The sequence below is a fragment of the Sphingosinicella sp. genome, assembly GCF_052388015.1.
Taxonomy (GTDB): Bacteria; Pseudomonadota; Alphaproteobacteria; order Sphingomonadales; family Sphingomonadaceae; genus Allosphingosinicella.
In genome coordinates, this window is the sequence record NZ_JBQTIN010000063.1 from 14,096 (window position 1) to 34,363 (window position 20,268).

A 20,268-nucleotide genomic window follows, 5' to 3' on the forward strand; every position below is an offset into this window, starting at 1 on the left:
GTATCATGAACGTCACCAACACCCGCACCGAAACCGACAGCTTCGGGCCGATCGAGGTTCCCGCCGACGCTTATTGGGGCGCGCAGACGCAGCGCTCGATCGAGAATTTCCCGTTCGGCCATCGCGAGCAGATGCCGGTCGAGATCGTCCATGCTTTGGGCTTCGTGAAGCAGGCGGCGGCGCGGGTGAGTGCGCGCGACGGCCAGCTCGACCCCGAGCTGGGCGAAGCGATCCAGCAGGCGGCGGGCGAGGTCGCGGCCGGCGTCCATGACGACCAGTTCCCGCTCGTCATCTGGCAGACCGGCTCCGGCACGCAGTCCAACATGAACGCCAACGAAGTGGTCGCGGGCCGCGCCAACGAGATCCTGACCGGCGCGCGGGGCGGCAAGTCTCCGGTCCATCCCAACGACCATGTCAACAAGGGCCAGTCCTCCAACGACAGCTTCCCGACCGCGATGCACATCGCCGCGGCGCGATCCGCGAACGCGCGGCTGCTGCCAGCGCTGCGCACGATCCATCGCGCCTTGGCGGCGCGGGCGGAAGGGTGGGACCATATCGTCAAGATCGGCCGCACCCATCTCCAGGACGCCACGCCGCTCACCCTCGGCCAGGAATTTTCCGGCTACACCTTCCAGATCGAGAGCGGCATCGCCCGGGTCGAAGCGGTGCTGCCGCGGCTCCACCAGCTCGCGCAAGGGGGGACGGCGGTCGGCACCGGGCTCAACGCGCCCAAGGGCTTCGCGGAGGCGTTCGCCGAGGAGGTGGCGAACCTCACCCAACTGCCCTTCGAAACCGCGCCGAACAAGTTCGAGGCGCTGGCCGCGCACGATACGCTGGTCGAGCTTTCCGGCGCGCTCAACGTGATCGCGGTGAGCCTGACCAAAATCGCCAACGACATCCGGCTCCTGGGCTCTGGCCCGCGTTGCGGCCTCGGCGAATTGAAGCTGCCGGAGAACGAGCCCGGCAGCTCGATCATGCCGGGCAAGGTCAACCCGACGCAGGCCGAGAGCTTGACCATGGTCTGCGCCCAGGTGATGGGCAATCATGTCGCGGTGACGATCGGCGGCCTGCAGGGCCATATGGAATTGAACGTGTTCAAGCCGCTGATCGGCGCCAATGTGATCCGCTCGATCAACCTGCTCGCCGACGGGATGGAGAGCTTCACCGCCCGCTGCCTCGACGACATGGAGGCCGATGAGGCGCGGATCGCGGACCTCATGAACAAGTCCCTGATGCTGGTGACCGCGCTGGCGCCGGAGATCGGCTACGACAATGCGGCGAGCATCGCCAAGCACGCGCACAAGAAGGGGCTGACGCTCAAGGAGGCCGGGATCGAGCTCGGCCTGGTTGACGAGGCGACCTTCGACCGCGTCGTGATCCCCGAGGACATGCTCGGCCGCTGAGCCGGGATTGCCCGCCGCCGCCGGACCGATTAGGCCGGTGCGGGGGCATTCACTATCGCGATCGATCCGATCCTGCGCCGCATCTCGCGGCGATCGTTTCTCGCACGCGTGAGCGGCGGCGCGGCGGCGGGCGGGGCGCTGGCGCTGGTCACCGGCTGCGCCCCCGGCGCGGCGAACAATGTCGCCGAGGGCGGGCTCACCGATTGCGATTCCGGGCCAAGTGCCGACGAGGCGGGCCAGGGCCGGACCGGCGGGCGAACGGGCTTTTCCGATACCGACAGCGGCGCGAACGCGGATCAGGCGGGTTGCGGACGACCCCGGCCGGGCGCGGCGGTCACCGACAGCGATCGCGGCCGGCTCGCTGATCCGCCCGGCCGCGGCCGCGGCGAGGCCGGCCGCCATTCGGACAACGACATGGGCTGGTCGGCCGACCCGATCGGTCGTGGCAGTCGTGGGCAGCCGCCGGGGAACGGGCAATGAGCGCCGCCGCGACCGCGCCCGCACCGGGCGTCGCCTCGGGCCGCATCCTCGGCCTCGACATCGCCCGCGCGCTGGCGATCTTCGGCATGATCACGGTCAATTTCCGCGCCAAGCTGACCGAAACCGAGGAGCCGGCCTGGCTGCTGCGCCTCGTCGAGCAGGTCGACGGGCGGGCGGCCGCGACCTTCGTCTTTCTCGCGGGAATCGGCGTCGCGCTATTGACCCGGCGATCGCGCGAATCGGGCGATCCGGCCGTGATCCGCTCCGACCGCTGGCTGATCTGGCGGCGCGCCCTGTTCTTGTTCGTGATCGGCCTGGCCTTCAGGACCGTGTGGAATTTCGACATCCTGCATTTCTACGGCGTCTATCTGTTCGCCATCGCCTTCCTGATCACCCAGCCGAGCAACCGGCTGATCGCGCTCGCCATCGCGCTGACCGTCGTCTTCCCGGCTCTGTTCTATGTCGTGCCCGCCCAGCTTGGCATTTCCTTCTGGGACACGAACGACGGGCTTCACCCTCGCGATCTCGCGATCGATATCTTCTTCCAGGGCTTTCACCCCTTCGCGCCCTGGTTCGCCTTCATGCTGTTCGGCTTCGTGGTCGGTCGGCTCGATCTTGGCGATCGCGCGCTGCGTCGCCGGCTGCTCGTCACCGGCCTGTTGCTGGTTCTGGTCGCCGAGGCGGTGGCGCAGGCCTTGCTCGAATATGGCGGCCTCAAGCTCGCCTTCGGCCTCGCGCCTCGCGCCGCCATTGAGCTGGCCGCCGAGAGTTTCGGCACCGACCCCTATCCGCCCATGCCGCTCTTCGTGGTCGCGGGAACGGGCTGGGCGTTGATCGTTGCGATGCTCAGTCTGGGCATCGGCGAACGCTGGGGCAGTCGCGCCTGGCTGACGCCGCTGGTCCATGCCGGTCAGCTCGCACTCAGCGTCTATATCTTCCACGGCACGATCGGCGCCTGGGCGCCGGGCTGGGTCGGCTATCCGCCGCCGCAGAGCCTCGCCTGGGTGCTTGGCTATTGCGTCGCCTTCTATGCCGCGACGATGCTGATCGCGACGCTCTGGCGGCGCGCCTTCGCGCGCGGCCCGATCGAGACCGTGATGCGCTGGCTAACCAAGAAGCGGCAATGGCACCGCGCGGAGCCTGCGCCGGCTCAATAGACGCAGATCATGAAATCCTCGCCGACCCAGCAGGCGCGGTCGTCGTCCGAGCGGCGCGCCTCGCCCCAGCGCGAGTTGACGCCGCGGCTGGTGAGGCCGCGCACCTCGGCGACGCCCGGCTCGGTGATCGAGACGGTGATGTCGCTGACGCCGCCGGGAAATGCGCCGCTCAGCGGGCTGATCGAGAAGCTGCCGTTGTCCTCGGCTTCAAAGTCGCACTGACCCGCCCAGGTCGGAAAGTCGCCGCTGTCGATGACGCAGCGCGCCTCGCGCGCCTCGGCGGCGGTGGCGGCGAACAAGACGAGCGGCGCGAGCGCGAAAACAAGTTTCTTCATGGACATTCTCCCCTTCATCCTCCGCCCTGCCAGACGCGAATCGCGTCGATCGGCCAGACCAGCATCAGCACGTTGAGTGTCAGATTATCGCGAATCACCGCAAGCGTCAGCAATTCGAAGAAGACCGCCAGCGCGACCGTCCCCCAGACCGGCAGCCGGCGGGCGATGCCGAAGCCGAGGATCATCCAGAGCACGTCGGCGGCCGAGTTGATCACCGCATCGCCCGTGTAGCCGAGCGCGATCGTCGCCTCGCGATAGCGGTCAATGATGATCGGGCTGTTCTCCAATATTTCCCACGCCGCCTCGATGATGACGGCCCCGAGCAGCCGGTCGCCGGGCGGGTTGCGGCGCAGGAACAGCCAGCCGAGCATATAGAACAGCATGCCGTGGATGATATGGCTGGGTGTGTACCAGTCGGCGAGGTGCTGGCTGTTGTCCGGCCCGTTCACCGTATCGACCCACAGCTTCACCGTGCCGCAGGTGCAGATCGGGTTGCGCCCCATCCACAGCAGGATCGCCGCCATCACGCCGGCGAGTGCGAAGGCGATCAGCCAGTAGCGGCGCGGGATGAGCGGGACGGCGGTCATGCGTCGAGCATCTCCTGCAGGGTGACGACGGTGCGATGGTTGCGGCTGGTCGCGGGCGAGCCGATCGCCTTGTCGATCTGCGACGGCGTGAGCTTCGAGGTGCCGGAGCCGCTCGGAAAGTGGATCCAGAGCGCGTCGCCGGCCCGGCGCACGATCTCGCCCGCCGTTGCCCTGGCCTGGATCGCCTCGACCGCGCCGGCTGCGATCGGCTGCTTCGCCAGCAGCATCAGCAGATAATTGGGCGTCTCTCGCGCAGCCTCGGGAAATGGGCAGGCCGGGGCGAAGCGCCGCCATTGGGCGGCGGTGCGGACGATGGTCGGCGCGTCGTAGCCGTAGTCCTGCTTGATTCGGGCTTCCAGCGCGGCCTCGGCTTCGGCCGGACCGCAGTCCGCATCGAACACGACATTGCCGCTCTGGATGTAGGTCCGGACATTGCTCCAGCCGATCTCGGCGCAATGCGCCCGCAGCTCCGCCATCGGCAATTTGCGTCCCCCGACATTCACCGCGCGCAACAGCGCCACCATCCGCCCCATGCGCGCACCTTAACGATAAATCGGTCCGCGTCTGCCCTTGACGCATGTTGTCTCGCCCCGCCATGGGCGGTCATGGAAATCGCAGCCGCATTCCAGCGCCGGGGCCTCCTCTTCGTCCTTTCCAGCCCGTCCGGCGCCGGCAAATCGACGATCGCGCGGATGCTGATGGAAAGCGACGACGGCGTCGCCATGTCGGTTTCCGCGACCACCCGGCCGATCCGTCCCGGCGAGACTGATGGCGTCGACTATCATTTCGTCAGCGATGCGGAATTCGACGCGATGGTCGCCGAAGGGGCATTCCTGGACTGGGCCCATGTCTTCGGCCACCGCTACGGCACGCTGCGGCGCGAGGTCGTCAAGGTGATCGAGGGCGGCCGTGACGTCCTCCTCGACATCGACTGGCAGGGCACGCAGCAACTGAAGCAGGTCGATCCGGACATCGTCCGCGTCTTCATCCTGCCGCCGTCGATGAAGGAGCTGGAGCGGCGGCTGCGCAACCGCGGCACCGATTCGGACGAGGTGATCGCGCGGCGGATGGCGCGCGCCGAGGCCGAGATCAGCCATTGGGCCGAATATGATTATGTGCTGATCAACAACGACGCCGAGAAATGCCGCGAGCTGGTCCACAACATATTGAAGGCCGAGCGGCTGAAGGCGGCGCGCCGCGTCTTCCTGCACGATTTCGTCCGCGAGCTGATCGGATAGCGCACCGCCGCCTGAAGGCGTAAGCTTCCCCACCAACATCTGAGGGGGAGAGTCGCGATGATCCGGGCATTGCTGGGCGGCCTTGTCGGCGGCGTGATCATGTTCTTCACGGGCTTCATCTTCTGGGCGACGCCGCTCGGCGAGATCGCCTTCCACAAGGCGAGCGAGCCGAACAACGCCGCGCTCCAGATCGCGCTGGCGCAGGCGCTGACCCCGACCGGGACCGGCGCCTATATCATCCCCGCCCATCAAAGCGCGGCGGGCGCGGTGCTCTACGCGCAGGGGCCGGTCGCGATGGTGCATTACAACACGCAGGGCTTCTCGCCCTCGGACATGAGCATGATGCTGCCGGGCTTCCTGTTTGCCGTCGCAGCCGGCGTGCTGATCGCGCTCGCGCTCGGCGCGAGCGGCGCGGCGAGCTTCACGGCGCGCGCCCGGTTGGTGGGCTGCTTCACGCTGGCCGTCACGCTCTGGACGATTCTCGCCAACCCGATCTTCAACCATTTCGGCTGGGGCTATTGGGTCTATTCCTTCATCGCCGAGTCGACCGGCCTGATCCTCGCCGGGCTGGTCATCGCCCGCTGGTTCGTCGCCGCGCCGGAAGCGGCCGCGCCGCCGACGCCGGCCGAGGCGCAGACCGAGGGCTAGAGCAGGCTCAGGAAGCGGTAGCCGGCCTCGAAATCGGAGCGGCGCAGGCCAAGCGCCTTTTCGGCCTCGACGTCCGTGCCCCAGGTGTCGGCCTGCCATTGCTCGTCCAATGTCGCCGCCGCCCAGGCGGTTTCGAGATCGATGCCGCCCTCCGCGAGTGCCAGCGCGAGCACCAGCGAGCCGCTGACCGTTACCAGATGAGACAGACCGGCGAGGGCGAAAGCGTCGCGTGCCAGCACCGCCTGGCGCAGGCGCTCGACCGTCGCTTCCGGCTGCGGCTTGTGGGTCACGCCCGCCGTAACCGCGAACTCGACATCATAGCGCGACCGGGCCCAGGCGATGAGCGGATCCCAGCGTTCGGCCTGCCGCGCGACGAGCGGCGCCGGCCCCTCGGCGCGATAGCAGAGCAGGTCGCTTTCCCCATAGACGGCGAGGCCGCGCGCGAAGGCCTCGCGCTCCAGGCCGATCCGGTCGATCGCCGCGTTGGCGAGACCGGTCATCGGCATGGCGCGCGGGTCGATCGTCTCGCCCTGCCCGCTCCATTCGTCGGCTATCGCCTCGGCCAGCCCCTGGGTTGGCGCGGCGAGGTCGGCGCGTCCCGGCGTCTTCACCGGCCGGCCGTCGAGCAGGATGCGGTTGCCGGCCGCGACCGTCACCGTCTTGTAGAAACGCCTCATTCCGGCGGCGGCGTCCGCCAGCGGCGCGCGAGCCAGACCGGCGCGCCGAAGCTGATCGCAAGGCCGGCGAGCGCCAGCGGGAAGCCGGCGATATGGCCGCCCTGCACGAACGTGTCGGCCTGCCAGAGCAAGATGCCGAGCAACGCGACCACGGTGCCGCCGATGCGGCTGAGCTGGATGATGACGAAACGGTTGCGCCACATGGCGACGTCTTGAGGCTCGGTCATGCAAAGGCCTTGGTCAGCGCGAGGATCTCGCCGGGAGTGTGAGCGATATGGTGTGCGCCGGCGCGACGTAAATCCTCCACGTCATGATAGCCCCAGGCGACGCCGACCGCGGTGACGCCGGCGGCGCGCGCCATCATGATGTCGTAACTGGTGTCGCCGATCATCAAGGTCGTCTCCGGCGACGCGCCGGCCTCCGCCATCGCCGCGTCGATCATCGACGGGTGCGGTTTCGAGGGGTGGCGATCGGCGGTCTGCAGGGTCGTGAAGCGGGCATGCAGCGCGTGATGCTTCAAGCATAAAGCAAGGCCGCGATCGGACTTGCCGGTGGCGACGCCGAGCCGCCAGCCAACCGCTTCCAGCCCTTCGATCAGCGCCGCGACGCCGTCGAACAAAGGCTCCTCGTCGAGCCCGTTCGCGCGCATCGCCTGGAAGGCGCGCTTGTAATCCTCCGCCATCGCGACATGCGTGTCCGGCGCGTCGTCCGGGAGCATCATCGCCATCGCCTCGATCAGGCTGAGGCCGACGACCCGGCGGGTGCGCTCGGGCGACGGCGCGGCGCGGCCGGAGGCGAGGAAACATCGGGCCATCGCCGCGCAGATATTGTGCTGGCTGTCGACCAGGGTGCCGTCGCAATCGAAGATGGCGAGGCGGTTCACCGCTTGGCCTCGCGCATCAATGCCGCGAGCGTCGGGTTATAGGGCGCCAGCCCATCCGCCGCACTCTGCCGCTCCGGCGCGCTCTTGTGCTGGCCGAGTTTGTTCGTGCCGCGCAGATCCTCGATCGTCATCTCGAACCCGACGATCGCCTTCAGCATCGCCTCGAACCGGCCGGGCGTCATTTTGGCGGGGGTCCAGGGCGGCTTCGGCGCGAGCCGCGCTTCGTGCGCGGCGCTGAGATCGTCGAGCAAAGCGGCGAGCTCGTCCTCGTCGAGGGGGCGAAGCAGGCCCTCCGCCTCGACCGCGCGATAATTCCACGTCCCGACCTGATCCGGCGTGCCGTACCAGTCCGGACTGACATAAGCGTCGGGGCCGAGGCAGGAGACGATCGCACGCCCCTTCAGCGCCTTCGCCGCCCGATTGCCCCGCGCGACGTGGAAACGCAGCCGGTCGGGCGGATCGACGACGACCGGTGCGTGCACCAGGAACGGGCCGTCGACCACGATCGTGCAGAAGGCGATGTCCGCCACGAAGGCGAGCATCGCGTCGCGGTCCTGCCAGTCGAAGCGACGGTTGGGGTGCATGGGCCGCGCTTCAGTTCACGGCGCCAGGCGCGGCCGGCGCGGCTTCAGAAATAGATGTCGACATAGTCTGTCAGGCCGTCGCAAACTGTCATCTGTTGAAGCCGCCAGTAGCGCCGGTTCCGGGTGATGCGGAACTCGTAGGTGCCGTCGCGGATGCATTCGCGGCCCTGGTCCGGCGTATTCTCGATCCTGATCACGCCTTGGAAGGTGAAGCTGCGCGGCCCGATCGCGAGCACGTCTCCCTCGAGATCGACCAGTGCGCCGCCGCGTCCGGTCTGACGGCCGGAGAGGTGAACGCGCCCGTGCCGCTCGGTGACCCGGACATGGCCGCGCCGCGCCGATTCGAAGGTGATCCATTGCAGGGTGATGCCGCTGTTGCGCCTGAGGCGCTGGAGCGCGGCCGGGTCCTCGACGATCGTCCCCACGCCCGGCTGGGCGGGGGCGTGCGGCGCGAGCATGAGCAACGTCGTGGCGAGCATCAGGCGGGCTAGGCTTTTCATCGCGCGTCTCCTAGGCGGCGGCGCTCGAACCTTATCGCGGAGCCAGGGATTGCAACAGGGGCGGACATCGATCGCGGTCCCGGTCGTCGTCGCGACGGCGGCAATCGCCTTCTATTCGGCGATGGACGCGGTGATGAAGGCGCTGACGATCGCGATCGGCGTCTACAATGCGATGCTGTGGCGGATGCTGGTCGCGACCCTGATCGCCGGTCTGGTGTGGCTCGCGCTGCGCAGCCCGCGGCCCAGCCGCGCCGGCCTGCGCATGCACCTGATCCGCGGCATCATGTCCTCGCTGATGGCGATTCTGTTCTTCTGGGGGCTGGCGCGGGTGCCGCTGGCGCAGGGCGTCGCGCTGGCGTTTATCGCGCCGCTGATCGCGCTCTATCTCGCGGCGCTGATTCTCGGCGAGAAGATCGAGCGGCGGGCAATTCTGGGCTCCCTGCTCGGCTTCGCCGGCGTGCTGGTGATCATGCTCGCCCAGGCCGAGGCCGATCTCGGGCCGGAGGCCTTCCGGGGCGCGCTGTCGATCCTCGGCTCGGCGATGTTCTACGCCTGGAACATCGTCCTGATGCGCCAGCAGGCCCTGGTCGCCAAGCCGCTGGAGGCCACGGTCTTCACGGGTCTCATCATCGCCGCCTGCTACCTGCCCTTCGCGCCTTTCTGGGGCGCGCTGCCGCCGTCGGACCAATATGGCCCGATCCTGCTTTCCGCGCTGTTCGGAGTCGCGGCCTTGACCTTGCTCTCCTGGGCCTATGGCCGGGCGGAGGCGCAATATCTCGCGCCGATCGAATATACCGCCTTCGTCTGGGCGGCCTTGTTCGGGCTGGTGCTGTTCGCCGAGCCGGTGCGGCCCTTGACCCTGATCGGCGCGGCGATGATCGTCGCCGGCTGCTACGTCGCGGCGAAGCCGAAAAAGGCGCCCCTCGCCGACGCGATGATCGAGGTCTAGGAAGCGCTGATGGCCTGGTTCTGGCTGATCCTCGGCGGCGTGTTCGAGGTGGGGTTCACCACCTCGCTCCGCTTCGTCGACGGCTTCAGGAACCTGCCCTGGACGATCGCCTTCCTCGTCTCGGTGGCGATCTCGATGTTCCTGCTCGAATATGCCGCGCGGACGATACCGATGGGAACGGCCTATGCGGTCTGGGGCGGGATCGGCGCGATCGGCACGGTGATCGTCGGCATGGCCTGGTTCGGCGAGCCGGCGACGACGATCCGGATGCTGCTCATCTTTACCATCGTCGCCGCCATTGCCGGGCTGAAGCTCACCGCATGAGCTTCGATCCCGGCCTCTACGCCTGGGTGCAGGAGGCGCTCGAGCCGCTCGGCGCCGTCTCGATGCGCAAGATGATGGGCGGCGCGACGCTCTATCTGGACGGAACGATCTTCGCGATCATGGTCGACGGCGAGCTCTGGTTCAAATCGGACGAGGAGGCCAACGCCTTCTGGGACGGCGAAGGCTGCACCGAGCGCTTCACCGTGACCTTCAGGGACGGCACCGTCGACGGCATGAACTATCGCCGCGCGCCGACCGACGTCTATGACGACGCCGAGGCGATGCAGCGCTACGCCGCCGTCGCGGCGGAAGCCGGCCGGCGCCGGCCGGTCAAAAAGCGGAAATCGAAAAAGCCCTAGCGCCCGTGTGGCCGCAGGTGCGGCGCGATCGCCTCGCTCTCCTCGATCGAATCGAGCAGGCGCGGCGCGATCCGCCGCTGCGACGCCTGCTCATAGGCATAGCCCAGGGACAGGATGAGCGCGTCGGACCAGCGCGGGCCGACGAAGGAAAGGCCGACCGGCAGGCCGCGTATCTCGCCCATCGGCACGGTGAGGTGCGGATAGCCGGCGACCGCGGCGAGCGTCCCGGCGCTGCCTCCGCCGCCCGAGCGATCGCCATGGACGGCGTCGATGAGCCAGGCCGCCGGCCGGGTCGGCGCGACCAGAGCGACGACATTGTGCTCGCGGATCATCCGATCGATCCCCTCCGCGCCGGCGAGGCGGAGCGAGGTCGCCCGGGCGGTGCGATAGGCCGCGTCGTCGCTCGGCATCGCCTCGGCCCGCTCGAACAATTCCTGGGCGAAGAGCGGCATTTCCTCGGCGGCATGCGCGCGGTTGAACGCGATCAGATCGGCGAGGGTGCGGGTGCGGACGGCGGCGGGAAGCGTTGCCAGATAGGCGTTCAGGTCCGTGCGCAGCTCGGTGAGCAGCACGACGATCTCGTTGCGGCTGATATCCTGCCGGCCGGGAAGGTCGGCGATTTCGACCAGCTCGGCGCCTTGCGCCCGCAGCACCGCCAGCGCCGCCTCGAACGGCGCGTCGGTGCCGAAGCCGGCCGAGAAGCGCATCACGCCGATCCGCCGCCCGCGCAAGGCGTCGGGCGACAGAGCGGCGGTGTAGTCGACGCGGCGCGCGTCGGCCTCGGCGGTCGCGGCATCGGCCGGGTCGGTGCCGGCGACCGCGTTCATGATCAAAGCCGCGTCGCGCACGTTCAGCGTCATCGGCCCGGGCGTGTCCTGGCTGTGGCTGATCGGCACGACATAAGTGCGGCTGACCAGGCCGACGGTCGGCTTGAAGCCGACAATGCCGTTGATCGCCGCCGGGCAGGTGATCGATCCGTCGGTCTCGGTGCCGATCGCCGCCGGCACCATGCCGCTCGCCACCGCCACCGCGCTGCCGGAAGAAGAGCCGCAGGGATTGCGGTTGAGCGCATAGGGGTTGCGGGTCTGGCCGCCGATCGCGCTCCAGCCCGAGATCGACGAGGACGAGCGGATGTTGGCCCATTCGCTGAGGTTCGCCTTGCCGACGATCACCGCCCCGGCGGCGCGCAACCGCGCGACGAGCGGTGCGTCGCGGCCGGTGACATTGTCGCGCAGCGCCAGGCTGCCGGCGGTGGTGGGGAGCGGCCCCGCGGTCTCGATATTGTCCTTGATCAGGATTGGCATGCCGAACAGAGGTCCGCGCGCGCGGTGGATGCGATCGAGCACCCGCGCCTGATCGAGCGCGGTCGGATCGACGGCGATCACCGCGTTGAGGCGCGGGTTCAGCCGCTCGATCTGGCGGAGGGCGGCGCGGGTGCGGGCTTCGGCGCTTTGGGTCATGCGGGGTTCGCCCTGGGCGGCGGCGGCGGTCGAGGCGAGCGCGAGGACCGTGCCGATCAGGAGAGGCCGGATCATGGCCGGGGAGGCTGCCGCAACTGGAGCCGGCCGTCCACCTTCTAATCGTCATTCCGGCGAAAGCCGGAATCCACCTTCTTTTCTGACGGCGGCAAAAGGAAGGTGGATCCCGGATCAAGTCCGGGATGACGAAAAGGGGAAATCAGCGTCCCCCGGCGGCCCGCTCGCGCTCGATCGCCTCGACAATCAGCCGCTCGGCCACCCTGCGATCGCCCCAGCCATTGAGCTTCGCCCATTTGCCGGGCTCCAGATCCTTGTAATGGCTGAAGAAATGCTCGATTTGCTGGGTCACGATCGGGGGCAGATCCTCCAGCCCGTCGACCTGGCTGTAATAAGGAAAGGTCGCGTCGATCGGGACGGTGATCAGTTTCTCGTCGCCGCCCTTGTCGTCCACCATCAAGAGCACGCCGACCGGGCGGACCCGGATCACCGCGCCGGAGATGATCGGCGAGCGGGCGATCACCAAGGCGTCGAGCGGGTCGCCGTCCTCGCCAAGCGTGTGCGGCACGAAGCCGTAATTGGCCGGATAGCGCATCGCGGTGTGGAGGATGCGATCGACGAAGATCGCGCCCGATTTCTTGTCGAACTCATATTTCACCGGCTCGCCGCCGAGCGGCACCTCGATGACGACGTTGATCCGCTCGGGCGGATGATCGCCGACGGGAATGAGGTCGAAGTTCATGGGCGCTGCCTTACACCTTTCGCGAGTTCTTTCGCTAATAGCGAAATTCGCTATAGCCCGCGCCCCATGGGCAAGGGGCCGCAGCGGATCAGGGGCACCCAGGATATCTGGGGCGAGGAGGCGGACCGCTTCGACGCGGTCGTCGCCGCGTTCGATCGCGTGCGCCGGCTTTACGCGTTCCGCCACGTCCACCTGCCGGTGTTCGAGGCGACCGAGGTCTTCGCACGCTCGATCGGCGAGACGACCGACATCGTCTCGAAGGAGATGTACACCTTCCCCGATCGGGGCGGCGATTCACTGACGCTGCGGCCGGAATTCACCGCCGGCATCTGCCGCGCCTGGCTCTCCGAAGGCTGGCAGCAGCACGCGCCGATGAAGCTGGCGACGCACGGCCCGGTGTTCCGCTACGAGCGGCCGCAAAAGGGCCGCTTCCGCCAGTTTCACCAGCTCGACGCCGAGATCATCGGCACGGATTCGCCGCAGGCCGACATCGAATTGCTGGTGATGGCGGACCAGATTCTGCGCGAGCTGGGCATCACCGAGGGAGTGACGCTTGAGCTCAACACGCTGGGAGACGCGGAGACGCGGGACGCCTGGCGGGCGGCGCTGGTCGCGCATTTCGAGGCGCATCGCGGCGACCTGTCGGAGGACAGCGTGGCGCGGCTCGACAAGAACCCGCTGCGTATCCTCGACAGCAAGGACCCGCGCGACCGGCCGATCGCCGACGGCGCGCCGGGGATCGACGATTTCCTCACTGACGAGGCCCGGGCTTTTTTCGCGCAGGTGACGGCGGGCCTGGACGCGGCCGGCGTCGCCTGGACGCGCAACGCCAAGCTGGTGCGCGGCCTCGATTATTACCGCCACACCGCCTTCGAGTTCGTCACCGACCGGCTCGGCGCGCAAGGCGCGCTGATCGCCGGCGGCCGCTATGACGGCCTGATCGAAAGCCTCGGCGGCCCGCCCGCCCCGGCGGTCGGCTGGGCCGCGGGGATCGAGCGGTTGGGGATGCTGATCGAGGCGCCGCCGCTGGAAGCGCCGACCTACGTCATTCTTCCTAACAACGATGAATCGATCGATGTCGCACAATTGCTCCTCTGGGACCTGCGGCGCGCTGACATTTCTGCTGATATCGCGCTGACCGGCAAACGCGATCGGCGCATTGATCGCGCAGCCAAGCGTGGAGCCGCCGCAATGCTCTTTGTCACATATGAACAGGAAGCATCACGGATTCATGTCTCGGTGAAGCCGCTGGTCTGGTCGCCAGCTATCGGGGAGCCGCTAGCGACACTGAAAGATCATCTTATCGCCGCCCTCGGCGCGAGCGCCGACGTTCAGCCAAGCTTGTTGCAACCGGAGACCACGTTGCTGGTCGTCCGCCCGTCATGACCCGCATCTCGGCCGAACGCATCGCCGCGATCGAGGCGCGGCGGGATGAGTTGCAGGCGGCGATGGCCGCCGGCGACCTGTCGGCCGACCAGTTCGTCAGGCTCTCCAAGGATTATGCCGAGGTCGAGCCGGTCGCGGCGGCGGCGAAGGAAGTGCGGCGGCTGCGCTCCGAGAAGGAGGCGCTCGAGCACATGACCCATGACGCGGACGAGGAGCTCCGCCTCATGGCCGTCGAGGAGCTGGCCGAGAACCAGGCGAAGCTCGCCGAGGCGGAACGCGATCTGGCGCTCAAGCTCCTGCCCCGCGACGCCGCCGACGATCGGCCGGCGATGCTCGAAATCCGCGCCGGCACGGGCGGCGACGAGGCGGCTTTGTTCGCCGGCGATCTTCTGCGCATGTATCAGCGTTATGCGGAGGCCAAAGGCTGGCGCTTCGAGATGGTTTCGGCGACCGCGCCCGAGATGGGCGGCTTCAAGGAGGCGATCGTCTCGGTCAACGGCCAGGGCGTGTTTGCGCGGCTGAAGTTCGAGAGCGGCGTCCACCGCGTCCAGCGCGTGCCGGTGACCGAAAGCGGCGGCCGCATCCATACCTCCGCCGCCACCGTCGCGGTGCTGCCCGAGGCGGAGGATGTCGACGTCCAGATCGAGGAGAAGGACCTCCGGATCGACATCTATCGGGCGTCCGGACCCGGCGGGCAGGGCGTCAACACGACCGACAGCGCCGTGCGGATCACCCACCTCCCCACCGGCATCGTCGTCATCCAGCAGGACGAGCGCTCGCAGATCAAGAACCGGGCGAAGGCGATGAAGGTCCTGCGCACGCGACTTTACGAGGCGGAGCGCGAGCGGCTGGCGAGCGAGCGCTCCGGCGCGCGCAAGTCGATGGTCGGCTCCGGCGACCGTTCCGAGCGCATCCGCACCTACAATTTCCCGCAGGGGCGCGTGACCGACCACCGGATCAACCTGACCCTGCATCGCCTGCCCGAGATCCTCGAAGGGCAATTGGACGAGCTGCTCGACGCGCTCATCTCCGAGGACGAGGCCGAGCGGCTGGCGAGCTTGGATGAGGCCTAGCTCCCCCCTCCCGGCCTCCCGGGAGGGGGCAGGGGGTGGGCTCCTTCAACATCGGAACGGCTCACTTCGTTCGCACCCACCCCTCAATCCCCTCCCTGAAATCAGGGAGGGGAGGTGAAGATTCGCGACGCGATCGCCGCCGCCGCGCGACGGCTGGCGGCGGCGAGTGAGACGGCCCGGCTCGATGCGGAGCTGCTGATGGCGCATGCGCTTGGCGTCGAGCGCGACGCGTTGCTGTTCGGCGATCCCGATCGGCCCTCGCCTGCCGCCTTCGCCGGCCTGGTCGAGCGCCGGCTGGCCCATGAGCCCATCGCCTACATCATCGGCCGGCGCGATTTCTGGACGATCCGGCTTGGCGTAGGCCCGGGCGTGCTGATCCCGCGGCCGGACAGCGAGACCCTGATCGAGGCGGCGCTCGATCACTTCGGCGAAGCGGGCCCACATACTATCCTCGATCTCGGCACCGGGCCGGGCACCTTGCTCCTCGCCGCGCTGGCGCAATGGCCCCATGCGCGCGCGCTGGGTGTCGACGCTTCGGCGGACGCGCTCGCTTATGCGGAGCGCAACGCGGTCGCGCTTGGCTTGGCGGATCGGGCCGCGTTCCGGCAGGGCGACTGGGTCGAGGGTGTGGAAGGGCGCTTCGATCTCATTCTGTGCAACCCGCCTTATGTCGAGAGCGGCGCCGCGTTGCCGCCGGATGTGGCGGACTGGGAGCCGGCCGGCGCGCTCTATGCCGGGGCGGACGGACTCGCCGCCTATCGCCGGCTCGCACCGCTGATCGGCCCGCTGCTCGCGCCGGGCGGGATCGCTTGCATCGAAATCGGCGCGGGGCAATGCGATGCGGTGTCGGCATTGTTCGCGGCTGAGGGGTTCACGATAAAGACCCGCACGGACCTTAGAGGCGTGGTTCGGACGCTCATTCTCGCGCTTGATCGGGATTGACGCTTTTCCGCTTGGATTTGGGGCGGATGGTCACTAGATAGGGGCTCAGGGACGGGGCCGATCACCGCAAAATGCGTTGAGGCCGACCGTCGCCGACCCCCGATTGCAGAACCGCTTGATGAAGAGGCGGTTTGGTGAGCGGCGGCGCGGGCCTCAAGGGCCTCGCCTCCGGGGTCGCGCAGAAACCTGGCCGGGTTGGGCCCCGGCCGCGTGGGGGATTTGAACAGGCCCTTGGTGAGGATTTTCGTTTGATCAACAATCGACAGGGCGGTCGCAGGCGCGGCCGCGGCGGCAATCAGCCGCGAGGCATGAATCCCGGCGCCGGCAATCGCCAGGACAATCGCCAGCGCGGCAACGCCGCCCAGCTGCTGGAAAAATATAAGGGCCTCGCGCGCGACGCCCAGCTCCAGGGCGATCGCGTCCAGACCGAATATTTCCTCCAATATGCGGACCATTATTTCCGCGCCCTCAATGAAAACCGCGCCCGCTTCGAGGAGCAGCGCCGCCCGCAAGACGATTATGGCGACGAGGACGAGGATCAGGAGCTCGAGGCGGCCGAATCCGGCCGGCGCGACGAGAGCGACGACGACGGGCGCGAGGAGCAGCCGCGGCGCGAGTTCAACCGCGACGGCCGTAGCGATCGCGGCGACCGGTTCGAGCGCAGCGAGCGCCCGGAGCAAGGCGAGCGGTTCGAGCGCGGCGCGCGGAACAATGAGTTCCCCAATCGCCGTCCGCCGCGGCCGCGCCGCGACGATCAGGACCGTGACGAGCGCCCGGAGCGCGAGGAGCGGATCGCGCTCGACAGCCTGCCGCCGGCGATCCAGCCGGCCCCTGCTCCGGCTGCGTCCAACGAGGATGAGGCGCCGGCGCCGACGCGTGCACGACGGCCGCGTCGTCCCCGCACCGACGACGAGGATATCGCGCCGGCCGCCTGACGCGCGGCGCGTCTAGCCGCGCTTCACTGGTCGCGGCTGGTGATTCTCGTCGAGCGCGACGAAGGTGAACAGGCCGCCGGTCACCTTCACTTCCTCGCGTCCCCGGTCGCGGGTGGCGATCACCTCGATCCGGATCGCGATCGAGGTGCGGCCGATCCGCTCGACCCGCGCATAGACCGAAATGAGATCGTGAAGCAGGATCGGAGCGTTGAACTCCATCGTGTCAATCGCGACCGTGGCGACCGGCCCTTCCGCCTCGCGCGAGGCGACGATGCCGGCGGCGATGTCCATCTGGGAGAGGACCCAGCCGCCGAAGATGTGGCCGTTGGCGTTGATGTCGCCCGGGCGCGGAACGACGCGCAGGATCGGCTCGCCGCGGTCAGTCGTCATGCCGGCCTCCCGCATCCTCGTCATGGCCGCTGCGACTGGACATGAAGACGAGCCCCATGAGCCCGGTGCCGACCAGCACGGAAAGGCCGACGCCGGCGATCGTCGCGATGACGAGGTGGAGGCGCATCTCCGTCCCGGTCTGCGCCAGCCACAGCAGGGCCAGGCCGGCGGTGGCGATCGAGGCCAGCACCATCCAACTCATCAAGGCCTTGTACCGCTTCCAGGCGGCCGCGGCGTCGTCGTCGTCCGCGCGGCGCGGCCGGTTTATCGGGTCGTGGCGAGGCATGGCTTCCATTTGGTCGCCGCGCATGGGATCATCAAGGCTTGAGTCGGCGTTGATGATCACAGACGAAACGGGAGCCGCGCCATGACGATCGCCGCGATCCTCGCGAAACGGACGTTCGAGACCCTGACCATCGCGCCCGAGACGAGCGTGCGCGAGGCGGTCGCCCTGCTCGCCGTGAAAAGGATCGGGGCGCTGCCGGTGATGCGCGGGGCCGAGGTCGCGGGCATCATGTCGGAGCGCGACATCATCTATTGCCTGAAGAGCGACGGCGCCGCGGTGCTGGACTGGCCGGTCGAGCGGATCATGACCTCGCCGGCGATCACGGTCGCGCCAGACAAGGACGTGCTCGGCGCGCTGTCGATGATGACCCAGCGGCGCATCCGACATCTCCCTGTCGTCGAGGACGGCGCGCTGGTCGGGATCGTCTCGATCGGCGATCTGGTCAAATATCGGATGGACAAGATCGAGGCCGACGCCGAGGCGATGCTGACCTATATTCAGAGCGTCTGAGCGATTTCGAGCCGGGCGACGCCCGGCGGCTCGGAAATCGCGGTAACGGTCAAATCGCGGACGGCCTTGCGGGGCGGACCAAAGCGATCATCTCGTCGACCGTCTTGCGCGCGAACAGCAGCAACAACCCGGCATAGGCTGCCGCGCCGAACGAGGCGAGCAGGCCGAGCCGCGCGGCCTCGCCCAACGGCGGCAGCAGCCGGTCGAAGCCGGCCACCAGCAGCGCCATCGCGGCGGCGGCGACGACGCCCGGCGCCGCGGCGCCGAGAAAGTCGCGCTTGCGCGCGCCGATCGCCGGCAGCGACATCAGCACGGTCGCGACGAGCAGCGACGCCATGCCGCCGAGCCAGGCCCAGGCGAGCCCCGTCGCACCCCAATTGATGCCGATGAAGAAGGCCGCGGTCATGATCGACGCGCCGAGCGCGCCGACCCGCAGCTGCAGCCCCGGCCGGCCGATCGCGTTGGTCGCCGGCCCGAACAGGATCTGCAGCGTCATGAAGGACATCGCCATCGCCAGGATCGGCGCCAAAGGCGCCGCCTCGACCCAGCGCCAGCCGAGCACCGTGGCGACCAGCGGCTCGGCGGTGACGGCAAGCCCGAAATAGAAGGGCATGGCGACGAGGCTGATCAGCCGCACCGTCTTCAGGAAGGCGGACGCGATCGCATCGGGCCGGTCCTGCATCCGCGCATAAGCGGCGAAGGCGACCTCGTTCAGCGGCGGGATGAACTTGGCGGCAAGGATCTGGGTCACGAACAAGGCGGTGGTGTAGAGGCCGAGCCGGTGCGGATCGAGTACGCGGCCGCCGATGAACACGTCCATCTGGCTCTGCGCGAACCAGCACAGCTGCACCAGCATCATCGCGCTGCCGTAGGAGACCAGCTCGCCCGCGCCGGCGAAGCGGAAGCGCGGCCGGATCTCCCACATCCGGGTCGCCACGACATAGCCGGCGGCGCGCGAATACCAGAGCACGCCCGGTGCGACGACCAGCGTCCACACGCCGAGCCCGGCGAGCGCGCAGCCCAATGCAGTAGCGGCGCTCAGTGCGGCGGCGACGAGGTCGATCCGCGACTGGCGCTTGAACTCGAGCCGCCGGGCGAGGAGGGCATGGCCCAGAGCGGTGAACGGATTGGCGAGGTAGAAGAGCGCCTGGACGCGCAGCAGGTCGGCGACCATCGGCTGGCGGAAATAGTCGGCGGCGAGCGGCGCCAAAGCGAGCTGGATCGCGGCGAGCGCGGCGTTGGTGAGGATCAGCAGTCCGAACGCCTGGCCGATCCGGAACGAATCGGTGCGCTCGTGGCGGACCAGGGCGCTGGCGAATCCCCAGCCTTTGAAAAGGTCGAGGAAGGCGAGCACCGCGCCGGTCATCGCGACCAGGCCATAGTCGCCCGGCGAGAGCAACCGGATGACGAGGAGCGTCGCGCTCCAGGCGATCAGCTGGCCGCCGATCTGGCTGCCCGACCGCCACAGCACGCCCGTCTTGACCCGCGCGCCGAGCGTCGCCGCGTCCCCCTCGGGCCGATCCGTTTCACGCGCCTGCATGGGATTGATCCCTAGCGCCGATGCGTTAAGCCCTGATTGACCATCGGCGGCGGCGTTGGCGCTTAAAAAAACGCGAAAATGCGCGAAAAAGGGTGTTGACCGGCCGGTGGGTCCTCCATATATGGCCCTTCGTCAGCGGGACAGGGCGTTTGCCCCGGCCCGTTCGCGTCTCTCTTAACCGACCACCGGTAACCCGGCTCACACCGGGGGAGAGAGGCGCGTCGGCTCTTTGACATTGTCGGTTTAGATGAAGGGACATGTGGGCGGCGGCCCCGGTTACCGATGGCCTCTGGGCGTCGGTGGATCGGTAAATCAAGCCGTTCCTTAAGGTCTTCAGGCGGAGCTTGCTTCGCCGGTTGGCCAATGTCCTAATACGCAACACCAGATTTTGTGTATTGTGCAGGAACGGCTCCCAGAGATGCCGGCCTCCACCTGGTCATTCCACCGGGTGGTTGTCGATCATCAACTTGAGAGTTTGATTCTGGCTCAGAACGAACGCTGGCGGCATGCCTAACACATGCAAGTCGAACGAGACCTTCGGGTCTAGTGGCGCACGGGTGCGTAACGCGTGGGAATCTGCCCCTGGGTTCGGAATAACGTTTGGAAACGAACGCTAATACCGGATGATGTCTTCGGACCAAAGATTTATCGCCCAGGGATGAGCCCGCGTAGGATTAGCTTGTTGGTGAGGTAAAGGCTCACCAAGGCGACGATCCTTAGCTGGTCTGAGAGGATGATCAGCCACACTGGGACTGAGACACGGCCCAGACTCCTACGGGAGGCAGCAGTGGGGAATATTGGACAATGGGCGAAAGCCTGATCCAGCAATGCCGCGTGAGTGATGAAGGCCTTAGGGTTGTAAAGC

Annotated in this window: 26 protein-coding genes and 1 rRNA gene; 14 read left to right on the plus strand and 13 right to left on the minus strand. The window is 68.0% G+C overall.

Annotation, left to right across the window (positions count from 1 at the left end; translation table 11 throughout):
• Window positions 1-5: 5 nt before the first annotated feature.
• The 3 genes from fumC (at window position 6) to ACT4N3_RS05535 (ending at window position 3,040) form a co-directional block, all read left to right on the plus strand.
• The gene (gene fumC, locus ACT4N3_RS05525; RefSeq protein WP_444854209.1) at window positions 6-1,403 is read left to right on the plus strand and encodes a class II fumarate hydratase; all 1,398 of its coding nucleotides are present in this window, start codon (window positions 6-8) and stop codon (window positions 1,401-1,403) included.
• A gap of 108 nt (window positions 1,404-1,511) precedes the next feature.
• Window positions 1,512-1,883 (plus strand): hypothetical protein, encoded by a 372-nt coding sequence (locus tag ACT4N3_RS05530; RefSeq protein WP_444854210.1) that lies wholly within the window; start codon window positions 1,512-1,514, stop codon window positions 1,881-1,883.
• Window positions 1,880-3,040, plus strand: coding sequence for a DUF418 domain-containing protein (locus tag ACT4N3_RS05535; protein ID WP_444854211.1), 1,161 nt, complete (start codon window positions 1,880-1,882; stop codon window positions 3,038-3,040). Before ACT4N3_RS05530 ends, ACT4N3_RS05535 begins: the two co-directional genes overlap by 4 nt.
• Here the strand turns inward: ACT4N3_RS05535 and ACT4N3_RS05540 are convergent.
• From ACT4N3_RS05540 to ACT4N3_RS05550, 3 genes are read right to left on the minus strand one after another with little or no spacing between them, the layout of a single operon-like run.
• Window positions 3,034-3,375, minus strand: a complete 342-nt coding sequence (locus ACT4N3_RS05540; protein ID WP_444854212.1) for a hypothetical protein — start codon at window positions 3,373-3,375, stop codon at window positions 3,034-3,036. The two genes, ACT4N3_RS05535 and ACT4N3_RS05540, sit on opposite strands and share 7 nt — an antisense overlap.
• A gap of 14 nt (window positions 3,376-3,389) precedes the next feature.
• The gene (locus ACT4N3_RS05545) at window positions 3,390-3,962 is read right to left on the minus strand and encodes a DUF2585 domain-containing protein (protein WP_444854213.1); all 573 of its coding nucleotides are present in this window, start codon (window positions 3,960-3,962) and stop codon (window positions 3,390-3,392) included.
• On the minus strand, window positions 3,959-4,483 hold the full coding sequence (locus ACT4N3_RS05550; RefSeq protein ID WP_444854214.1) for a DUF1697 domain-containing protein: 525 nt from the start codon (window positions 4,481-4,483) through the stop codon (window positions 3,959-3,961). Before ACT4N3_RS05550 ends, ACT4N3_RS05545 begins: the two co-directional genes overlap by 4 nt.
• A gap of 84 nt (window positions 4,484-4,567) precedes the next feature.
• Here ACT4N3_RS05550 and gmk point away from each other — a divergent pair, with 84 nt between their 5' ends.
• Both gmk and ACT4N3_RS05560 read left to right on the plus strand, forming a co-directional pair.
• A complete protein-coding gene (gene gmk, locus ACT4N3_RS05555; protein ID WP_444854215.1) occupies window positions 4,568-5,200 on the plus strand; it encodes a guanylate kinase in 633 nt (210 codons plus the stop codon).
• 57 nt (window positions 5,201-5,257) lie between these two features.
• Window positions 5,258-5,848, plus strand: coding sequence for a hypothetical protein (locus tag ACT4N3_RS05560; protein ID WP_444854216.1), 591 nt, complete (start codon window positions 5,258-5,260; stop codon window positions 5,846-5,848).
• Here the strand turns inward: ACT4N3_RS05560 and ACT4N3_RS05565 are convergent.
• From ACT4N3_RS05565 to ACT4N3_RS05585, 5 genes are read right to left on the minus strand one after another with little or no spacing between them, the layout of a single operon-like run.
• Window positions 5,845-6,525 carry an ATP12 family chaperone protein gene (locus ACT4N3_RS05565; RefSeq protein ID WP_444854217.1) on the minus strand — a complete coding sequence of 227 codons (681 nt, stop codon included), beginning with the start codon at window positions 6,523-6,525 and terminating at the stop codon, window positions 5,845-5,847. The two genes, ACT4N3_RS05560 and ACT4N3_RS05565, sit on opposite strands and share 4 nt — an antisense overlap.
• A complete protein-coding gene (locus ACT4N3_RS05570) occupies window positions 6,522-6,752 on the minus strand; it encodes a hypothetical protein (protein ID WP_444854218.1) in 231 nt (76 codons plus the stop codon). Before ACT4N3_RS05570 ends, ACT4N3_RS05565 begins: the two co-directional genes overlap by 4 nt.
• Complete coding sequence (locus ACT4N3_RS05575) at window positions 6,749-7,408, minus strand: HAD-IA family hydrolase (RefSeq protein WP_444854219.1); 660 nt, start codon at window positions 7,406-7,408, stop codon at window positions 6,749-6,751. Before ACT4N3_RS05575 ends, ACT4N3_RS05570 begins: the two co-directional genes overlap by 4 nt.
• The gene (locus tag ACT4N3_RS05580) at window positions 7,405-7,992 is read right to left on the minus strand and encodes an FMN-binding negative transcriptional regulator (protein ID WP_444854220.1); all 588 of its coding nucleotides are present in this window, start codon (window positions 7,990-7,992) and stop codon (window positions 7,405-7,407) included. Before ACT4N3_RS05580 ends, ACT4N3_RS05575 begins: the two co-directional genes overlap by 4 nt.
• 44 nt (window positions 7,993-8,036) lie before the next feature.
• Entirely contained in the window at window positions 8,037-8,492 is a 456-nt protein-coding gene (locus ACT4N3_RS05585) for a hypothetical protein (RefSeq protein WP_444854221.1), read from the minus strand.
• Window positions 8,493-8,541: 49 nt separating this feature from the next.
• Between ACT4N3_RS05585 and ACT4N3_RS05590 the strand changes: the two genes are divergently transcribed.
• From ACT4N3_RS05590 to ACT4N3_RS05600, 3 genes are read left to right on the plus strand one after another with little or no spacing between them, the layout of a single operon-like run.
• Window positions 8,542-9,441 (plus strand): DMT family transporter, encoded by a 900-nt coding sequence (locus ACT4N3_RS05590; RefSeq protein ID WP_444854222.1) that lies wholly within the window; start codon window positions 8,542-8,544, stop codon window positions 9,439-9,441.
• A 9-nt stretch (window positions 9,442-9,450) separates the two neighbouring features.
• Window positions 9,451-9,765, plus strand: a complete 315-nt coding sequence (locus ACT4N3_RS05595) for a DMT family transporter (protein ID WP_444854223.1) — start codon at window positions 9,451-9,453, stop codon at window positions 9,763-9,765.
• Window positions 9,762-10,124 carry a TfoX/Sxy family protein gene (locus ACT4N3_RS05600; protein WP_444854224.1) on the plus strand — a complete coding sequence of 121 codons (363 nt, stop codon included), beginning with the start codon at window positions 9,762-9,764 and terminating at the stop codon, window positions 10,122-10,124. Before ACT4N3_RS05595 ends, ACT4N3_RS05600 begins: the two co-directional genes overlap by 4 nt.
• Here the strand turns inward: ACT4N3_RS05600 and ACT4N3_RS05605 are convergent.
• A complete protein-coding gene (locus ACT4N3_RS05605; protein WP_444854225.1) occupies window positions 10,121-11,659 on the minus strand; it encodes an amidase in 1,539 nt (512 codons plus the stop codon). The two genes, ACT4N3_RS05600 and ACT4N3_RS05605, sit on opposite strands and share 4 nt — an antisense overlap.
• 142 nt (window positions 11,660-11,801) lie before the next feature.
• Window positions 11,802-12,341 (minus strand): inorganic diphosphatase, encoded by a 540-nt coding sequence (gene ppa / locus ACT4N3_RS05610; protein ID WP_444854226.1) that lies wholly within the window; start codon window positions 12,339-12,341, stop codon window positions 11,802-11,804.
• Between the two features lie 66 nt (window positions 12,342-12,407).
• Here ppa and hisS point away from each other — a divergent pair, with 66 nt between their 5' ends.
• The 4 genes from hisS to ACT4N3_RS05630 all read left to right on the plus strand — a co-directional run bounded on the left by hisS (window position 12,408) and on the right by ACT4N3_RS05630 (window position 16,677).
• Window positions 12,408-13,727: a histidine--tRNA ligase gene (hisS, locus tag ACT4N3_RS05615; RefSeq protein WP_444854227.1), complete on the plus strand. Its 1,320-nt coding sequence runs from the start codon at window positions 12,408-12,410 to the stop codon at window positions 13,725-13,727.
• Entirely contained in the window at window positions 13,724-14,800 is a 1,077-nt protein-coding gene (prfA, locus tag ACT4N3_RS05620) for a peptide chain release factor 1 (RefSeq protein ID WP_444854228.1), read from the plus strand. Before hisS ends, prfA begins: the two co-directional genes overlap by 4 nt.
• A 120-nt stretch (window positions 14,801-14,920) precedes the next feature.
• The gene (gene prmC, locus ACT4N3_RS05625; protein ID WP_444854235.1) at window positions 14,921-15,742 is read left to right on the plus strand and encodes a peptide chain release factor N(5)-glutamine methyltransferase; all 822 of its coding nucleotides are present in this window, start codon (window positions 14,921-14,923) and stop codon (window positions 15,740-15,742) included.
• Window positions 15,743-15,990: 248 nt separating this feature from the next.
• Window positions 15,991-16,677 carry a DUF4167 domain-containing protein gene (locus ACT4N3_RS05630; protein ID WP_444854229.1) on the plus strand — a complete coding sequence of 229 codons (687 nt, stop codon included), beginning with the start codon at window positions 15,991-15,993 and terminating at the stop codon, window positions 16,675-16,677.
• Window positions 16,678-16,689: 12 nt separating this feature from the next.
• Here the strand turns inward: ACT4N3_RS05630 and ACT4N3_RS05635 are convergent, their stop codons facing one another.
• On the minus strand, window positions 16,690-17,067 hold the full coding sequence (locus ACT4N3_RS05635) for an acyl-CoA thioesterase (protein WP_444854230.1): 378 nt from the start codon (window positions 17,065-17,067) through the stop codon (window positions 16,690-16,692).
• Window positions 17,057-17,353, minus strand: coding sequence for a hypothetical protein (locus ACT4N3_RS05640; protein ID WP_444854231.1), 297 nt, complete (start codon window positions 17,351-17,353; stop codon window positions 17,057-17,059). Before ACT4N3_RS05640 ends, ACT4N3_RS05635 begins: the two co-directional genes overlap by 11 nt.
• A gap of 81 nt (window positions 17,354-17,434) precedes the next feature.
• Between ACT4N3_RS05640 and ACT4N3_RS05645 the strand changes: the two genes are divergently transcribed.
• Window positions 17,435-17,863, plus strand: a complete 429-nt coding sequence (locus ACT4N3_RS05645) for a CBS domain-containing protein (protein WP_444854232.1) — start codon at window positions 17,435-17,437, stop codon at window positions 17,861-17,863.
• Window positions 17,864-17,912: 49 nt separating this feature from the next.
• Here the strand turns inward: ACT4N3_RS05645 and ACT4N3_RS05650 are convergent, their stop codons facing one another.
• Window positions 17,913-19,403, minus strand: coding sequence for a lipopolysaccharide biosynthesis protein (locus tag ACT4N3_RS05650; protein WP_444854233.1), 1,491 nt, complete (start codon window positions 19,401-19,403; stop codon window positions 17,913-17,915).
• A gap of 463 nt (window positions 19,404-19,866) precedes the next feature.
• Between ACT4N3_RS05650 and ACT4N3_RS05655 the strand changes: the two genes are divergently transcribed.
• A 16S ribosomal RNA gene (locus ACT4N3_RS05655) occupies window positions 19,867-20,268 on the plus strand; the annotation flags it as partial.

What these genes read in the sequence shown, in the direction of transcription:
- fumC (WP_444854209.1), top strand. Translation starts at nt 6, where the DNA reads ATGAACGTCACCAACACCCGCACCGAAACCGACAGCTTCGGGCCGATC.
- ACT4N3_RS05535 (WP_444854211.1), top strand. Translation starts at nt 1,880, where the DNA reads ATGAGCGCCGCCGCGACCGCGCCCGCACCGGGCGTCGCCTCGGGCCGC.
- ACT4N3_RS05540 (WP_444854212.1), bottom strand. Translation starts at nt 3,375, where the DNA reads ATGAAGAAACTTGTTTTCGCGCTCGCGCCGCTCGTCTTGTTCGCCGCC.
- ACT4N3_RS05545 (WP_444854213.1), bottom strand. Translation starts at nt 3,962, where the DNA reads ATGACCGCCGTCCCGCTCATCCCGCGCCGCTACTGGCTGATCGCCTTC.
- gmk (WP_444854215.1), top strand. Translation starts at nt 4,568, where the DNA reads ATGGAAATCGCAGCCGCATTCCAGCGCCGGGGCCTCCTCTTCGTCCTT.
- ACT4N3_RS05560 (WP_444854216.1), top strand. Translation starts at nt 5,258, where the DNA reads ATGATCCGGGCATTGCTGGGCGGCCTTGTCGGCGGCGTGATCATGTTC.
- ACT4N3_RS05565 (WP_444854217.1), bottom strand. Translation starts at nt 6,525, where the DNA reads ATGAGGCGTTTCTACAAGACGGTGACGGTCGCGGCCGGCAACCGCATC.
- ACT4N3_RS05570 (WP_444854218.1), bottom strand. Translation starts at nt 6,752, where the DNA reads ATGACCGAGCCTCAAGACGTCGCCATGTGGCGCAACCGTTTCGTCATC.
- ACT4N3_RS05580 (WP_444854220.1), bottom strand. Translation starts at nt 7,992, where the DNA reads ATGCACCCCAACCGTCGCTTCGACTGGCAGGACCGCGACGCGATGCTC.
- ACT4N3_RS05585 (WP_444854221.1), bottom strand. Translation starts at nt 8,492, where the DNA reads ATGAAAAGCCTAGCCCGCCTGATGCTCGCCACGACGTTGCTCATGCTC.
- ACT4N3_RS05595 (WP_444854223.1), top strand. Translation starts at nt 9,451, where the DNA reads ATGGCCTGGTTCTGGCTGATCCTCGGCGGCGTGTTCGAGGTGGGGTTC.
- ACT4N3_RS05600 (WP_444854224.1), top strand. Translation starts at nt 9,762, where the DNA reads ATGAGCTTCGATCCCGGCCTCTACGCCTGGGTGCAGGAGGCGCTCGAG.
- ACT4N3_RS05605 (WP_444854225.1), bottom strand. Translation starts at nt 11,659, where the DNA reads ATGATCCGGCCTCTCCTGATCGGCACGGTCCTCGCGCTCGCCTCGACC.
- ppa (WP_444854226.1), bottom strand. Translation starts at nt 12,341, where the DNA reads ATGAACTTCGACCTCATTCCCGTCGGCGATCATCCGCCCGAGCGGATC.
- hisS (WP_444854227.1), top strand. Translation starts at nt 12,408, where the DNA reads ATGGGCAAGGGGCCGCAGCGGATCAGGGGCACCCAGGATATCTGGGGC.
- prfA (WP_444854228.1), top strand. Translation starts at nt 13,724, where the DNA reads ATGACCCGCATCTCGGCCGAACGCATCGCCGCGATCGAGGCGCGGCGG.
- ACT4N3_RS05635 (WP_444854230.1), bottom strand. Translation starts at nt 17,067, where the DNA reads ATGACGACTGACCGCGGCGAGCCGATCCTGCGCGTCGTTCCGCGCCCG.
- ACT4N3_RS05640 (WP_444854231.1), bottom strand. Translation starts at nt 17,353, where the DNA reads ATGCCTCGCCACGACCCGATAAACCGGCCGCGCCGCGCGGACGACGAC.
- ACT4N3_RS05645 (WP_444854232.1), top strand. Translation starts at nt 17,435, where the DNA reads ATGACGATCGCCGCGATCCTCGCGAAACGGACGTTCGAGACCCTGACC.
- ACT4N3_RS05650 (WP_444854233.1), bottom strand. Translation starts at nt 19,403, where the DNA reads ATGCAGGCGCGTGAAACGGATCGGCCCGAGGGGGACGCGGCGACGCTC.